This is a genomic window from Pseudomonas sp. QD4, assembly GCF_049199125.1.
In the GTDB taxonomy this organism is placed as follows: domain Bacteria; phylum Pseudomonadota; class Gammaproteobacteria; order Pseudomonadales; family Pseudomonadaceae; genus Aquipseudomonas.
The window spans coordinates 97,736-112,656 of the sequence record NZ_JBLZOM010000011.1 but is presented as its reverse complement, the minus strand read 5'-3'; the positions used below and the strand labels follow the sequence as shown (position 1 = coordinate 112,656).

The window sequence follows — 14,921 nt, the reverse complement described above, 5'->3', positions numbered from 1 at the left end:
GTAAGCATCAATGCCCTAGCTCGGACGCCGGTTGCCGGGGAAAGGTTCGCCGGCCGCCGCAATCAATGATCCCGAGGCCTGAATCGTTTCAGGCCGGCTGCGGCGCCGCACGCCCCACGGCTTGGGGGCTGGCCGTCAGCAGCAGCCGCGCGCACAGGCCACCTTCGGCGCGGTTATGCAGCTCCAGCTGGCTGCCGATCTTGCCCGCGATCATGTTGACGATCGCCAGCCCCAGGCCCGCGCCGTTAGCATTGCCCTGGCTGTAGAACCGCTCCAGCAGCCGCGCCCGGTCCTGTTCGTCGATGCCGGGGCCCGAATCCTCGACGCTGAGGTGGATCGCCCCCGACGCCTGGGGCTGCACCCGGACCCAGACCTCGCTGCCCGGCGGCGAGAAGTTCAGGGCGTTGGTCACCAGGTTCTGCAGGGCGATGGCCAGGGCCACCGGGTCGGTGTCGACCTGGCACGTCTCGTCGCCGTCCAGCACCAGTTCGACGTCCTTTTCCAGGGCCAGGGGCGTCAGCTCCGCCAGCTCCTCGCGGACCAGGGCGGTGAGCTGCACGGTGCTGCGGGTGGGGTTGTTCAACTGCGGCTCGATCCGCGCCATGGTCAGCAACTGGCTGCCGATGCGGGTCGCGCGGTCAACCCCGCTGACCAGAAAGTCCAGGGCCTCGCGCCGCTGTTGCGGGGTGCCGGCGCTCTGCGCGTTTTGCGCGTGGATCCGCAGAATCGCCAGGGGCGTGCGCAGTTCGTGGGCGGCATCGGCGATAAAGCGTCGCTCGCGTTCGAGCAGGGTGTCGATCTGCGCCAGCAACTGGTTGAGGGCGGTGTGCATCGGCTCCAGGTCCCGGGGCAGGGGCTTGAGCTGCAAGGGTTGCAGGGTTGCGGTGTTGCGCCCGCGAATCGCCTGGGCCATGGCCCGCAGGGGTTTCAGGCCCCAGCCGATGCTGAGCCAGATCAGCAGCGCCAGCAGCGGCACGCCGATCAGGGTCGGCCACAGGGTGTGACGCATGATGCGCTGGATCAGGTCCTGGCGAATGTCGTCGCGTTCGCCGACCCAGATCAGCAGCCCCTGCTGGTCGTCGGCCAGGAGGAAGGCGCACCACTCGTTGCCGTTGTCGTCGATGTCGTGGGAGCCGAGGGTGGCGGGCGGTGCCTTGAGCTCCGGGGCTTCGGCGGAGCGCACCAGCAACTGGCCGTCGCTGCGCCAGACCTGGAACGTCAGGCGGGTTTCGTAGGGGTGGGCCACCCCGTCTTCGCCGACTCGGCTCATGGCCTGGTCGAAGGCCTGGTACAGCCGGTCCCAGTCCGCCTCGCCGGGGTCGCGCTGGCGCAATACGCCTTGCAACAGGCGCGCGCTCTGCGCCAGTTGGGCGTCGTACACCTCTTCGATTTCATGGTGGCTGTCGCGCAGCACCAGCCAGCTGATCAGCACATCCCCCAGCAGCACCAGGAGCAGCACCGGCAGCAGAATCCGCGCGCGTACCGAGTTCATGGCTTGAGCTCCAGCACGTAACCCACGCCGCGCACGGTGCGGATCAGCTCGGCGCAAAGCTTTTTGCGCAGGTTATGGATCAGCACTTCCAGGGTGTTGCTTTCGACCCGGTCCTGCCAGCCGTACAGCGCCCGCGACAGGCGTTCGCGGGTCACCACCTTGCCCGGGCGCACCATCAGTTGGTGCAGCAACTGGTACTCCATGGGCGTGACCACGATGTCCTGGCCCTGGTAGCTGACCTGCTGCGTGGCCGGGTCGAGGCTGACCCCAGCGTGCTCCAGCAGCGGCTGCGCCCGACCCTGGCTGCGGCGCAGCAGGGCGCGGACCCGGGCCTTGAACTCCTCGACATCGAACGGCTTGACCAGGTAGTCGTCGGCCCCGGCGTCCAGCCCGGCGATGCGCTCGGCGGTGCCGTCACGGGCCGTGAGGATCAGCACCGGCAGGTCGTGCTGCTCGGCGCGCAATTGTTGCAACAACTCCAGGCCGTCGAGGCGCGGCAGGCCCAGGTCCAGCAGCAACAGGTCGAAGCTCTCGGTGCGCAGGGCATGCAGGGCGCCGAGGCCGTCCTGCAGCCAGTCCAGGGTGTAGCCCTCGGCGCTCAAGGCCACGCGAATACCCTGGCCCAGGGCACGATCATCTTCGACAAGGAGCAGGCGCATGGTGGGGTCTCGGTAGGGAAGCAGGCGCTGGAACGGCGGCATGATGACGCCAGGCGTGGCGCTCCGGCAGTGCCTTGTGTCGGGAAAGATGTAACGGCTCGTTGCCAACTAAGGTTGCCCTAAGCTTGGTTTTGCACAGTGCGATCTCCCTCATCAGACGAGAGCGTTCCCATGCGTAAAATTCTCCTGTTGTCCCTGATCATCGCCAGCCCCCTGGCCGTCGCCGGCCCGCAATGCACCACCGCCGAACGCTCGCAATGGCAAGACCAGAAGGCCTTCCAGGAACAGCTCAAGGCCCAGGGTTACGAGATCAGCAAGTTCAAGGTCACCGACGGCAACTGCTACGAGATCTACGGCTTTGACAAAGACAAGCGCAAGGTCGAGATCTACCACGACCCGGTCACCGGCAAAGCGGTCAAGACCGAGATCAAAGGCTGATGCCAACTGAGTCCCTGCGCCTCTGGGACCCCGTGGTCAGGGTGTTTCACCTGTCCATTGCCGGGGTCTTCGTCGCCAACTACTTCTTTAATGAAGCCGGTGACGACTGGCATGTCTGGCTCGGTTATTACGCCGTGGCCTGGCTGCTGGTACGGAGCGTGTGGGGATTCATCGGGCCGCGCAGCGCACGCTGGGCGGACTTCTGGCCGACGCCAAGCCGGCTCAAGGCCCATGTGCGCTCGCTGTTGGCCCGGCGTCCGGCGCACCGCTTGGGGCATTCACCCCTCGGTGCGCTAGTGATGCTACTGATGCTGTTGGCGTTGCTGATCATCGGTGTCAGCGGTTGGGCGATGCAGGAGGTGGACGCGCTGTGGGGCGCCGACTGGCCGCTGCTGGTGCATGAAACCACGGCCAATGTGCTGCTGGGCCTGGTGTGCGTGCATGTCTGCGCCGCGCTGTTCGAGAGCTTCCAGGTGCGCGACAACCTGCCGTTGTCGATGCTCACTGGCCGGCGTCGACGCCTGCCGGATGACCCCGCGTCGTAAGCGTTTTCCTGTGTTCCCACCCAGCATCTGCAACGGGCTTTTTATGCGTGCGCTTCCTTTTCGCCTGATGTTTATCGGCTGTGGCCTGCTGTTGGTCGCGGTGTTTTTTGCCGCCTGGCGCAGCCATCCGCCCCATGAACTGGCACCTTTTGCCCAAGCCGGCCCCGCAGCCGCCGTCACCCCGGCTGAGGCCCGCCCTCAATACAACAGCCGCTTCGTGTCCTCGCAACTGAATGATTTTGTGCACTCGTCCTCGGTTACCGCCTTGCCTGGCGGCGACCTGATGGCCGTGTGGTTTGCCGGCTCGCGCGAAGGCGCCGCCGACGTGCAAGTGCGCACCGCGCGGTATGACGCCAAGAGCGGCGAGTGGGGCGCCGAGCACGTGCTGGCCACCCGCGAAAGCACGCGCTCCGGCACCCAGCGCTACATCCGCAAACTGGGCAACCCGGTGATCGCCCTGGCCCCCGACAACCGCTTGTGGATGTTCTACGTCTCGGTGTCGGTGGGCGGCTGGGCCACCAGCGCGATCAACGTGATGGTGTCCGATGACCTCGGGCAGAATTGGAGCGCGCCCCGGCAACTGATCACCTCGCCGTTCTTTAATATCAGCACCCTGGTGCGCGCCGCGCCGGTGTTCCATACCGACGGTTCTATCGGCCTGCCGGTGTACCACGAGTTCATGGGCAAGTTCGCCGAGTACCTGTACCTGAGCAGCGACGGCCAGGTGGTGGATAAATTCCGCATCAGCCGGGGCAAAAACTCGCTGCAACCGACCATCGTGCCCCAGGATGGGCACCGCGCCATCGCCATGCTGCGCTACGCCGGCGACAGCCATCATCGGGTCCTGGCCAGCCGCACCGAAGACGCCGGGCAAACCTGGAGCGAGCCCTATCCGCTGGAACCGTCCAACCCCAACTCGTCCCTGGCCGCCGTGGGCACCGCCGACAACGGTTTGCTGGTGGCCCTGAATGACCTGCAAGACGGGCGCTTCAAGCTCAGCCTGTACGGCACCGATGCCAACCTCAATCAATGGCGCAGCCTGGTCGAACTGGATCAATCCCCCGACCCCCTGGGCCAGCCGTTCTCGCCCGAAGCCTACAAAGAAATCATCGGCGAAGGCTTCCGTGCCTCCAGCGGCGCCCGGCGCCTGCCTTTGGAACAACGCTTCCTGAGCAACCTCGACTACCGCGTGTGCAAACCCCAGGGTTGTGATTTCGAGTACGAATACCCCTACTTCAGCCGCAGCGCCGACGGCATGTACCACCTGGTGTACTCGTGGAATAACACCTTTATCAAACATGTCAGCTTCAACGAGGCCTGGCTGGCGGAGCGCCTGTGATGTTTTCCCTGTGGCAAGCCCATCTGAGTTTTATCCTCCTGAGTTTTGTGCTGTTAAGCGCCTTGCGCTTCACCGCGCCCTGGCGCCCCTGGCTGTTGCCGGTGTTGGCGCTGGCGAGTTTTGTGCCGATCGCAGGGCTGCCGCTGGCGGCCTATGTGCGCAGCTTTACCGATGACTTGGCCATCAGCACCCTGGTGTTGCTGGGCTGGGTGTGCCTGCAACGCTTGGGCGTGGTGCAGCCGCTGCCGCGCGGGCAGCGGGTGCAAGTGCTGCTGCTGTTTTTACTCCTGGCCGTGGCCCTGTACCCGGCCACCTTGGGCCTGACCTATTTCGACCCGTACCGCTGGGGCTTCAACCCACGGCCGATGATTGTGCTCATGGGCGCTGCGGCCTTGCTCATGCTCTGGCTGCGCAACGCCCTGGGCGTGTGGATGCTGGGGGCGGGCACCTTGGCCTTCGCCCTGCGGCTCAAGGCTTCGGAAAATTACTGGGACTACCTGATCGACCCGTTGCTGGTGGGCTATTGCCTGGTGGCCGGGTGCGGCCTGCTGGTTGTGGCCGGCTGGCGCTGGCTGCGGCGGCGCCCGCGGGCCGTGGCGGCTCAGTTGAAACCTTCGCTTTGACAATACAGAGGTAAACATGGGGTGGTTGCAATCACGCCGCCTGCGCTACGGCGTGGGCGCGATCGGCTTGGTATTTGCGGTGCTGGCGCTGTTGCGGCTGGTGTTTGTGCTGGGTTTCTCTGGCATTGATCTGGCGGCCGCCGAGAATAAACCGCAGCTGCTGCAAACCCTGGGCATCGGCCTGCGCTTCGACCTGCGTCTGGCCCTGTTGCTGATGCTGCCCCTGGCGCTGCTGGCCTGGCTGCCGCGCTGGAACCTGCTCCGCGTGCCGGCCCTGCGTTGGCTGGCTCGGGCTTACCTGCTGCTGGTGCTGGGCGCGGTAGGGCTGGTGTACATCGTCGATTTCGGCCACTACGCCTACCTCGGCGTACGCATCAATGCCACGGTGCTGCGTTATTTAGACGATGCGCAAATCTCCCAGCAGATGGTTTGGGAAACCTACCCGGTGCTCTGGATCAGCCTCGCTTGGCTGGCCGCCATGGCGCTGTGGGTCGGCGCATTGATCAAGCTGGAACGCATGACCCTGGATCGCCCGGCGAAGCCCATCGGCACCCTGGCCGTGGTCTCGGCCACCGTGGTCGGCGTTATTGCGGTGCTGCTGGCGCTGCTCGGCCGGGTGGAAAAACTCAACCTGGAAAACCCCGTGCCCCTGCGCTGGAGCGATGCGTTTTTCTCCGGCAACAGCCAGGTCGCGGCCCTGGGCCTGAACCCGGTGCTGTTTTTGTACGACACCCTCAAGGCCGGCCAGGCGCAATACGACGAAGCCCAGGTGCGCCAGCATTACCCGGCGGTGGCGCGTTACCTCGGGGTACAGCAGCCCGACACACAGAGCCTGAACTTCATGCGCGAGCAGGGCGTGCAGCCTTACCGAGCAGCGGGGCAGCGGCCGCCGAATGTGATCTTCGTCATGCTCGAATCCCTCGGCACCAGCGCCGTGGGCGTCTACGGCAACCCGCTGAACCCCACGCCCAACCTCGACAAACTGGCCAGCCAAAGCTGGTTGTTCAAACACTTCTACGTGCCGGTCACCGGCACCGCGAAAACCGTGTGGGCCAGCATCACCGGGGTGCCCGACGTCACCCGCCAGGAGACCGCGACCCGCCACCCGCTGATCACCCGCCAACACAGTTTGATCAACGCCTTCAAGGGCTATCAGCGCCTGTACATGATTGGCGGCAACGCCGGCTGGGCCAACATCAACGCGCTGATCCGCCAGAGCATCGACGGTGTGCAGCTCTACGACGAGAGCTACTGGAAGTCGCCGCTGGTGGACGTCTGGGGCATCTCCGACCTCGACCTGTTCAAGGAAAGCGACACCCTGCTGCGCGCCGTGCCCAAAGACCAACCGTTCTTCGCCTACCTGCAAACCTCTGGCAACCACCGCCCGTTCACCATCCCCAAAAGCAACGACGGTTTCGAAGTCAAACACCCGACCCTGGAACAAGTACAAGCCGCCGGCTCACGCAGCGTGGAGCAATACAACGCCGTGCGCCTGCTCGACTTCAACATCGGCCGCCTGATCGACATCGCCAAGGCCGGTGGCTACTACGACAACACCATCTTCGTGTTCTTCGGCGACCACAACACCCGCATCAGCCAAATCCCGCACATGGCCCCAGCCTTCGAACAACTGGGGCTGGAAAGCAACAACGTGCCGTTGCTGATCCATGCCCCGGGGCTGTTGCAACCCAAGGTCATCGAAGAAGCCGTCGGCCTCGCCGACCTGCTGCCCACCGTCGCCGGCATGGCCGGCATGCCCTTCACCAACCGCGCCATGGGCCGCGACATCCAACAACCGGCCCCAGAAGGCGAACGCGTGGTGCCCATGGTGCTGCACGAAGGCACCTTCCCCGTAATCGGCGGCGTGACCCAGGACTTCCTCCTGCAAATGCAACACGACGGCAACAGCCCAACCCTGCACGACCTGGCCTCACCCACCCCACGCGACGACGTGGCCCAGCAACACCCCGAAGAGTTTCAACGCTTGCTGGAGTTGACCCGGGGGCTGCACGAAACCGCCCGCCTGATGCTCTACCGCAACGTGCGCTAGCTGTAGCCGCTGCCGAGGTACGAGGCTGCGCTGGCCCTCATATGCGCCGTGATCTCAGGGCCAGCGCAACATCACATCCGGCAAGATCCCTCCGTCGTGGCGAGGGAGCTTGCTCCCGCTGGGCCGCAGAGCGGCCCCAAAACCAGCGAGCACGGTGTGCCAGCCGGATGCCAAGCGGACCCATCAGAAGGGCCCAATCGCTGGCTCCCCAGCGACCCTTGCCGCAAAGCAGTCAGGCTGAGAGCACGGCGGTTTGAAGCACGATTGAAAAAACGGAACGGGCTGTCAGCCTGTTCCGCTTTATTAAAACCAGAGGGCGACGTTAGCGTGCGGTTGCTGACGGCTTGCCGGCATCCAGCAAAGAGTCCACCACCGCCCTAGCCATTTCCACCGAGTGAATCATCGACCAAATCAACCCACGCTCCACGCCGCTGGCGCGTTCGGTGATTTCATCGCTGACCTGTACCGCGCTATCGAGCAGCAGCGATATATGAATCAACGCTTCTTCAGCGCTGATGCCGGCGCGGACATTAAACAGGGCGTCGCGCCCGACTGGGGTGGACGCTGTGTTTTTCAGGGAACTGAGGATTGATGCCTCATCGTTGTTCGCGGCCAGGGCCAGGCGAATACGCTGGGTGTCGCGATCGTGTTCGGGGGTTCTGAATTGCCCGGGTAAGGTCAGGGGCGGGTCGGGGACAAGCTTTTTCATGGTTTAACTCCTAGTACAGATTTAGGAGCCATCACCGTCGCTGCTAAACGATAGGGTGGCGGCCGTTTGCAGGTTAGCAGACCGGTGTACTAGGAACCCGGCGCACCCGAAGGTGCCCTGCGCACGGCCACCATAAAACTGGGGCCGAAAAGAAACGCCTCGTTAGAGGAGGCACTTTGCGCCTAGTACATGGGCTGCTAAACCCGGCCACTGATAAGCAGTGACGAACCGAGCCTAGACAGCGCTTTTCACAGGCGCAAGCGGTTTGGATTCTCTAGGAAAAGTCGCTCAATGAAAAGCGAAGCGCCTTACATGGAGTGGCGAATAGGGGTGGGTTTTCGGTTTCGGAATGTAACGCCAACCTCACTTTTCCCTGTCAGCGCACCGGTGATTGCGGCATTGAAATCACCGTCGCCCACAACCGAAAAAACACCTGGAGGGCACTTGTCGTCTCTCCGTTTTACTCACAATTCGGATGGAAAATACTAAAGTCTTTGGGTATTTCAGGCTGGCAGCATTTACGTGTGAATCAGTCAGTTGGATGGTGTCTGGACTATCTCCAGCAGGCTGTGTAGCGTCGTCGCACCAAGCGAGAGGGCAAGGCTGAACCAAACTCTCGGGATAACTCAGATGATCGCAAAAACAAATGTGGAGAGCATTCTGTGGAGGCAATGGACGCAATGACCGGTAGAAATTTCAAGGATTGGATGATCAATGCTGGTAAAGCGCAGAACACGGCCAACAATTATGTGAGTGGTCTAAACCTAGTGTCCCGTCATTGCGGCAAGAACATTTTGCAGACCACTGATATCTCCGAGTTGCGCCGTCTGTATACGCTTTATGGGCCGCAAGGCACCTATGCCGATATAGGCGCTACTAACAACTACAACGTGCATAACGGATTGAAGCAATGGTTGGACTATCAAGAGTCCCTTGCTCAGGGGGGTGATACCGCTGCTTCATTCGGTTCAGATGCTTCCGTCATCGGGCCAGCGCTAAACCAGATTTTGTACGGTCCGCCTGGTACCGGTAAAACCTATGCCACTATCAATGCGGCGCTGGAGGTTCTCGATCCACAGTGGCTAATAGAGCCAGATCGCACCCGCAAAGACCTGAAGGATCGCTTCGATGAACTCGCTCAAAACGGGCAAATTCGGTTTGTAACTTTCCATCAAAGTTTCAGCTACGAGGATTTTGTCGAAGGGCTACGAGCCGAAAGTAATGAAGAAGAGAAGCAGCTCGAATACAAGGTAGAACCCGGTGTATTCAAGCGTCTCTGTGATGCTGCTCGCACCCGCAGCGTGCAAGCCGAAACTGGCATTCGCAACAGCCCGCGTATCTGGAAAATATCTATAAATGGTACCGGCAGCTCAACGACTAAAACCTACTGCCTTGAACATGGTGAGGCCAGAGTCGGGTGGGGGGACACGGGGGACTTGCGATTGGTCCAAGAGCAAAATATTTACTACCGGCAGCTCGGCTCTGGCGACAAAGGCACCTTGGGCTATTTTGCCGAGCAGATGGTCGTTGGCGACATTCTTCTGTGCATTCATTCGGCTGAGCAAATAGGTGCGGTGGGTGTAGTCACCAGTGACTATCGCTATGAAGAGAAGGTGCCATCGGGCGTTATTGAGGATTACCAACATGTGCGGTCAGTGAATTGGCTGTACCGTGATGTCAAACAGTCGATCCTGCCGCTGAACGATGACCACCAGTTCACCTTGAAGACGGTCTACCCGATGGCTCGCTTCGGTTGGGCAGATCTTCTCAGCTACCTGGAGAAGCAAGGCGTAACGCCTGTTGAGCCGCTAGTGGTGGACAAGGCCGAGCGTAAACCGCATGTGCTGATCATCGATGAGATCAATCGGGGTAACGTCTCGCGTATCTTTGGCGAGCTGATCACCTTGATTGAGGCATCCAAGCGTGAAGGCGCGGATGAGGCATTGAGTGTTGATTTACCGTATTCGAAGAAGCCCTTCAGCGTACCGTCCAACGTTTACCTCATCGGCACTATGAACACCGCCGATCGCTCCTTGGCGGGGTTGGATATTGCTTTGCGGCGTCGTTTCACTTTTCGAGAGATGCCGCCCAAGCCGGAGTTGCTGGATGGTCTGCTGGTGGGTGGCGTCGATATTGGCCGACTGCTGCGGATAATGAACCAGCGTATCGAAGCCTTGCTTGATCGTGACCACGCCTTGGGGCATGCCTACTTCATGCCACTGCAAAACGATTCTCGACTGGAAAGGCTAAGTCTGATTTTTCGCAATCAGATCCTGCCATTACTTCAGGAGTATTTTTTTGAAGATTGGCAGCGTATTCAGTGGGTCTTGAATGACCATCGCAAGCTGGTTCACGATCGCTTCGTTTACGAACAGGACAACGCACTTCAATCGTTGTTTGGTGACGGTGTAAGCATTGGCCAGGACAGCAAGACCTGGCGTATTAACGATGAAGCATTTGATCGGATAGAGGCGTATCTAGGGATCATTGATCACCAGAGTATCAGCGCAGTGTCGGCAGTGATGAGAGAGGCGACTCATGGCGAGTTCAATATTCGTGAGATGAACAGTGGCTCGATTGAGGTTTGGCATAACGGTGTCCAGCAATCGCCTTCAATGCCTGTGCTCAGATCAGTTGCCGCTGCCTTGGATATCAACACTGTTAATGGCCAAGGCAATGAGCTGAATACGCGCACGTTAGGGCGTTCTTTGCTTAACGCAATGGAAGCCGTTCGCTCGTGAGAGAACTCATCACCATTCGAGAGTATGGGCGCCTCACGACCGAGGCTGTCACTAACACCTTGGATGTGGCCCATGTACCTGTAAGCGCATTTGACTGGTTATGCCAGGCAAGTGCCCGTTTCTACAAAAACGGCGCCCGGCTGCTCCAGGTAGAGGGAAGGCAATCCCTGAGATGGGACAGCTACGTCGGCGTGATAGAAACACCCTGCGGCACCAGAATCGAAATTCTGCCCAAGCATTTTGAGCAGGGTGATTGTGAAAAGCAGAGCCGTGCGTTGTTGCGCAAAATGATTCAGGCCGCTTTGAGCCTGAAACCCAGAGAGGCTTCGGCCACAAACCTAGAGCTGTATGACGCACCGATTTCCGAGTGGGTGATACAGCAGTTTCTGTTGGAACTGGATCACTTACTCAAGCGGGGCCTGCGCTTCGACTATCAACGTGTTGAGGAAGAACAACGTTTTCTGCGGGGACAGTTGAATGTGGTGGCGCACATGCGTCAGCCCCTAGGCCGACAACATCACTTCCAGATTCGCCACGATGTGTTTCTACCCGACCGCCCGGAAAACCGAGTGCTTAGATGGGTACTGGAGCGGGTTTGCAAGTCCACCCAGCAACCCAGTAACTGGCGTTTAGCCCATGAGTTACGCAGTTTACTGGCGGAGATACCCACCAGTGCTCGACCACTTACGGATCTTCGTGCATGGAGCAGCGAGCGTTTGATGGCCCACTACCGAGCGGTTAAACCGTGGTGTGAGCTGATTCTGAATGAGCAAATGCCGCTGGCTGTGTCCGGGCAATGGCATGGCATGAGCTTGCTGTTTCCGATGGAAAAACTATTTGAACAGTACGTGGCAGCCTGGCTGCGTCGAAGCTTGCACCCTAGCGCCACGCTGGTAGCACCTGCACGCAGTGAGTTTCTCTGTCAGCACGATTCGGGTCGCATGTTCCGCTTGGAACCCGATCTGCTGGTGACCCAAGGCACGCAAAACTGGGTGCTGGACACCAAGTGGAAGCGGCTTGACGGGGGAGACCGCGCAGCCAAGTACGGACTCGGGCAAAGCGACTTTTACCAACTTTTTGCTTACGGGCAGAAATACCTGAAAGGCAAAGGCGAACTGGTATTGATCTACCCGAGCAGGCCCGCGTTTAGAGAGGCTTTGCCTGTGTTCGATTTTGATGAAGGTTTGAGCTTGAGGGTTCTGCCGTTCGATCTTGATTTGGAAAGCTTGATCAGTTCAGAGCTCACTTCGTTGCCATTGCGGCCCCTCAAAAAGTCGACAGAGCAAAGCGTCGGGACGGGCTAGGACAAGTTATGACAGAACACATATGTCGTATTCGCCTGATGTTCGAGTGGGGCGGTGGGGCGCTTTGGTGCGGAAACGATTTCGCGTTAACCAGGTTTTGTGCGGGGCCGATTGAAGGAAACCTTCCCCTTAGCTTAGAGACCCTGGTTCGCATTAATACCCTTTCGACCTGGCACGACACCTCCCTGAACTGGGACTACTGCCCGGGTAAGGTCAGGGGCGGGTCGGGGACAAGCTTTTTCATGGTGCATCTCCAACGTGAGTGGAGCCGCCAGGTATCGCTGCTAAACGAATGGGTGGCAGCTGAACGCAGGTTAGCAGACCGGTCACATTGGAAACCCGGCGCACCCGAGGGTGCCCTGCGCACAGCCGCCATAATGTGCAGACGAAAGTCTGCCGATAGGTGACGTTGATGCGCCCAATGTGATGTGTCGAGCTGCTAAACCCGGCCACTGATAAGCAGTGACGAACCGAGCCTAGACAGCGCTTTTCACAGGCGCAAGCGGTTTGGATTCTCTAGGAAAAGTCGCTCAATGGAAAGCGAAGCGCCTTACATGGAATGGCGAATAGGGGTGGGTTTTCGGTTTCGGAATGTAACGCCAACCTCACTTTTCCCTGTCAGCGCACCGGTGATTGCGGCATTGAAAACACCGTCGCCCGCAACCGGAAGTGTGCCTGTAGGGCGCTTATAAACTCGCCGTTTCAATCGCAAGCCGGCTGGCAAAATACTCCGCCGTCTCTGGATCGGTGCAGTACAGGTAGCAGCCCTTCATCCCACGGGTCATCAACGTTCGATAGGTGTTCTTGATGATCAGGTCGGTCTCCTGTTGCGCCAGGTCTGGCTTTTCCTTCATCAACTTCTTCCAGCCACGAATCGACTTGTCGTGCTTGTCCCGAGCATGGGGCGAGGTCACCACTTGCCCATCGCGCACGATCAGATCTGGCCCGATGATCACCCCGATGTAATCCACCTCTAGCCCCTGGCAGGTGTGGATACAGCCGACCTGCTCTACTGAGTTTGGGGCGATGATCCACAAGCTGCCGTCTTGATCCAGGTTCCATTGGCGTGTGTAGTCATTGCCGATCACGATGTCGGAGGCTTGGGAGTCTTTCTTGCTGAGCCACGGCCAGCAGTAACCGGCAACGACTCGCGCCTTGTTACCGTGGTTTTTCTCTTCGATGGCTGCGTGCATGGCCTGCGGAGTATCAAATACCTTGAACTCGTACTCGCCTGTATCCAGCAGCGGGTTGGCGGTGTCGCGAATATCCAGTACGTCGTCCAGCCACGCCATGTAGCCATCCGAACCGTTGCAACGGAACTGGGACGACAAGGTGTATTCCTCCACGGTCGCACCTTTGGCTTTGGCAAAGGCGCGAATGGCTTTTTTGCTGCCAATGTCGCTCAAGGTCACGCGCTGATCTTCATCGATAAAGAAGATCGAGCATTTGGCGGAGTCGATCAGTTCCTTGATCTGGTTCTCCCCGAGGTTTCCGTAAAGGCCGCTTTTCTCATTCAGTCGGTGAGCCTCGTCAACGATCAGCGCCTCATAGGTATTGGGCTCGGTATCAATAAAGGCCCCCGAACCGGAAAAGAAGTTCGAGAAGTGGCTGCGTTTAATGGTGCCCACCAACTTGCTCTCGTACACCTTGCGTGGCGCCGCATTTTTCGACACGTACTTGCTCAACAGGCGCAGGGCGGTGAGCCTCACCAGCAAGTTAATCGCAACCACGGTTTTACCCGTACCCGGCCCGCCTTCAATAATCAGAACCTTTGGCGCTTCGGCAGAGGCTTCGGTGACTGCAGCGAGTACGGATTCAAACACGGCTTTTTGATCGTCAATCAAAACGAACTCAGGCTTGCCAGCCATCAGCCCGCCCAGCGCTTCGGCCAGGGCTTTGGAGGGACGAATCTTGCCGTTGGAGAGCTCGTAAAGCACTTCCAGATTGTCGCCGTAAGAGATGTGCTTCTTCAGGAAGTTTCTGAGCTTCGCCAGCTCATTAGGGCCTTTGAGGAACAGCGGCGCTTTGCTGATGTATTCCTTGTAGTGCGCCGATTCGATCACGCCATCACTGACGTAGTTATGCAAGTAAGCGCAGGGACGAACCTCAATGCTCTTGTCGTAGACCGCTTCATTGAAACCCTCCAGCAATGCGGCATATGACCAGACCTGATATGAGGGATGAATGGTCTCGACCATACCGCCGCCCATTGCGGTTCTGACAATCGCATCTTTGCGGGTGGCGGTGGCCTTGCTCCACTGCTTGAGCTCGATCAGCACCGCACTTTTGGCCTGATACTCATCGTGACCCGTCAGCAAAAAGTCGATGCGTTTCGACGACTGAGGGATGTGCAACTCAATCGCCAGCCCAGCATTGTCAGGCAAACCCTCATCCCTGAGGACTTTGGCCATATACGTCAGCGAGCCTTGCCACGACCTGATCTCCGATGCCCCCACCGTCTTGCCGGTGGCTTCCTTGAAGTGCCTGAGGATCACATCCTCAATGTCATCGTTATCGTTGTCTTTGAGAAATTGCTGTTTAGTCGCAGCGTAAACGATCACGAAAGATCCTTAGAGCCCAAGGGGTCAGAGTTGGTCGTACTTCTTGCTGGTGCTTTTGGCTTTATCGACCGGGTACTTCTGGCCGTTGAGCGCGAGCTTGCTGGTCACGGCGTCATTGAGATCAACCCCCAGCACACTGCTCAAACGCACCAGGTACATCAGCACATCCGCCAGTTCGTCCCTGACCGCCTGGGCCGTCTCGGGGCGCTTGGCCGCATCCTTGGCATCGGCTTCGCTCATCCACTGAAAGATCTCGCACAGCTCCCCGGTCTCCCCAGTGAGGGCCAGTAGCAGGTTCTTGGGCGAGTGAAACTGCTGCCAATCGCGATCGTCGGCAAAGCGTTGGAGTGCGTCCGCCAGGCGGCTGATGTCGAGCAGTGGGGCAGGGGAGTCAACAGCGGTGCTCACAATCTCGCCTCTTGATTGACCACAGCTGGCGTGAAGGAGAGCTGTGTAGGAA

The 14,921-nt window shown here is 59.7% G+C and carries 12 protein-coding genes; 7 read left to right on the top strand and 5 right to left on the bottom strand.

Annotated features, from left to right (window positions below):
* Nucleotides 1-88: 88 nt before the first annotated feature.
* Nucleotides 89-1,492, bottom strand: coding sequence for a sensor histidine kinase (locus ACOZJV_RS33520; protein ID WP_201131617.1), 1,404 nt, complete (start codon nt 1,490-1,492; stop codon nt 89-91).
* Nucleotides 1,489-2,151, bottom strand: coding sequence for a response regulator (locus ACOZJV_RS33515; protein WP_078469115.1), 663 nt, complete (start codon nt 2,149-2,151; stop codon nt 1,489-1,491). Before ACOZJV_RS33515 ends, ACOZJV_RS33520 begins: the two co-directional genes overlap by 4 nt.
* Before the next feature lie 171 nt (nt 2,152-2,322).
* On the opposite strand from ACOZJV_RS33515, the gene ACOZJV_RS33510 reads away from it, so the two are divergent.
* From ACOZJV_RS33510 to ACOZJV_RS33490, 5 genes are read left to right on the top strand one after another with little or no spacing between them, the layout of a single operon-like run.
* Nucleotides 2,323-2,589, top strand: coding sequence for a PepSY domain-containing protein (locus tag ACOZJV_RS33510; RefSeq protein WP_020296694.1), 267 nt, complete (start codon nt 2,323-2,325; stop codon nt 2,587-2,589).
* Nucleotides 2,589-3,134 (top strand): cytochrome b/b6 domain-containing protein, encoded by a 546-nt coding sequence (locus tag ACOZJV_RS33505; protein ID WP_421549492.1) that lies wholly within the window; start codon nt 2,589-2,591, stop codon nt 3,132-3,134. The genes ACOZJV_RS33510 and ACOZJV_RS33505 overlap by 1 nt, the downstream gene beginning before the upstream one ends.
* Nucleotides 3,135-3,177: 43 nt before the next feature.
* Nucleotides 3,178-4,473 carry a sialidase family protein gene (locus ACOZJV_RS33500; RefSeq protein ID WP_421549491.1) on the top strand — a complete coding sequence of 432 codons (1,296 nt, stop codon included), beginning with the start codon at nt 3,178-3,180 and terminating at the stop codon, nt 4,471-4,473.
* Complete coding sequence (locus tag ACOZJV_RS33495; RefSeq protein ID WP_421549490.1) at nt 4,473-5,096, top strand: hypothetical protein; 624 nt, start codon at nt 4,473-4,475, stop codon at nt 5,094-5,096. The genes ACOZJV_RS33500 and ACOZJV_RS33495 overlap by 1 nt, the downstream gene beginning before the upstream one ends.
* A 16-nt stretch (nt 5,097-5,112) precedes the next feature.
* The gene (locus tag ACOZJV_RS33490) at nt 5,113-7,146 is read left to right on the top strand and encodes an LTA synthase family protein (RefSeq protein ID WP_421549489.1); all 2,034 of its coding nucleotides are present in this window, start codon (nt 5,113-5,115) and stop codon (nt 7,144-7,146) included.
* Nucleotides 7,147-7,468: 322 nt separating this feature from the next.
* On the opposite strand, the gene ACOZJV_RS33485 is transcribed toward ACOZJV_RS33490, so the two are convergent.
* Nucleotides 7,469-7,855 (bottom strand): DUF6124 family protein, encoded by a 387-nt coding sequence (locus ACOZJV_RS33485; RefSeq protein ID WP_421549488.1) that lies wholly within the window; start codon nt 7,853-7,855, stop codon nt 7,469-7,471.
* Nucleotides 7,856-8,526: 671 nt separating this feature from the next.
* Here ACOZJV_RS33485 and ACOZJV_RS33480 point away from each other — a divergent pair.
* Entirely contained in the window at nt 8,527-10,596 is a 2,070-nt protein-coding gene (locus ACOZJV_RS33480) for an AAA family ATPase (protein ID WP_421549487.1), read from the top strand.
* Nucleotides 10,593-11,900 carry an McrC family protein gene (locus tag ACOZJV_RS33475; RefSeq protein ID WP_421549486.1) on the top strand — a complete coding sequence of 436 codons (1,308 nt, stop codon included), beginning with the start codon at nt 10,593-10,595 and terminating at the stop codon, nt 11,898-11,900. Before ACOZJV_RS33480 ends, ACOZJV_RS33475 begins: the two co-directional genes overlap by 4 nt.
* Before the next feature lie 686 nt (nt 11,901-12,586).
* Here the strand turns inward: ACOZJV_RS33475 and ACOZJV_RS33470 are convergent.
* Together ACOZJV_RS33470 and ACOZJV_RS33465 are read right to left on the bottom strand one after the other, a co-directional pair.
* Nucleotides 12,587-14,461 (bottom strand): DNA/RNA helicase domain-containing protein, encoded by a 1,875-nt coding sequence (locus ACOZJV_RS33470; protein WP_421549485.1) that lies wholly within the window; start codon nt 14,459-14,461, stop codon nt 12,587-12,589.
* A 24-nt stretch (nt 14,462-14,485) separates the two neighbouring features.
* A complete protein-coding gene (locus ACOZJV_RS33465) occupies nt 14,486-14,869 on the bottom strand; it encodes a MazG-like family protein (RefSeq protein WP_201131611.1) in 384 nt (127 codons plus the stop codon).
* Between the last annotated feature and the right edge of the window lie 52 nt (nt 14,870-14,921).

Excerpts from the sequence above, each read along its gene's own strand:
- ACOZJV_RS33520 (WP_201131617.1), bottom strand. The coding sequence starts at position 1,492 with ATGAACTCGGTACGCGCGCGGATTCTGCTGCCGGTGCTGCTCCTGGTG.
- ACOZJV_RS33515 (WP_078469115.1), bottom strand. The coding sequence starts at position 2,151 with ATGCGCCTGCTCCTTGTCGAAGATGATCGTGCCCTGGGCCAGGGTATT.
- ACOZJV_RS33510 (WP_020296694.1), top strand. The coding sequence starts at position 2,323 with ATGCGTAAAATTCTCCTGTTGTCCCTGATCATCGCCAGCCCCCTGGCC.
- ACOZJV_RS33505 (WP_421549492.1), top strand. The coding sequence starts at position 2,589 with ATGCCAACTGAGTCCCTGCGCCTCTGGGACCCCGTGGTCAGGGTGTTT.
- ACOZJV_RS33500 (WP_421549491.1), top strand. The coding sequence starts at position 3,178 with ATGCGTGCGCTTCCTTTTCGCCTGATGTTTATCGGCTGTGGCCTGCTG.
- ACOZJV_RS33495 (WP_421549490.1), top strand. The coding sequence starts at position 4,473 with ATGTTTTCCCTGTGGCAAGCCCATCTGAGTTTTATCCTCCTGAGTTTT.
- ACOZJV_RS33490 (WP_421549489.1), top strand. The coding sequence starts at position 5,113 with ATGGGGTGGTTGCAATCACGCCGCCTGCGCTACGGCGTGGGCGCGATC.
- ACOZJV_RS33485 (WP_421549488.1), bottom strand. The coding sequence starts at position 7,855 with ATGAAAAAGCTTGTCCCCGACCCGCCCCTGACCTTACCCGGGCAATTC.
- ACOZJV_RS33480 (WP_421549487.1), top strand. The coding sequence starts at position 8,527 with ATGGACGCAATGACCGGTAGAAATTTCAAGGATTGGATGATCAATGCT.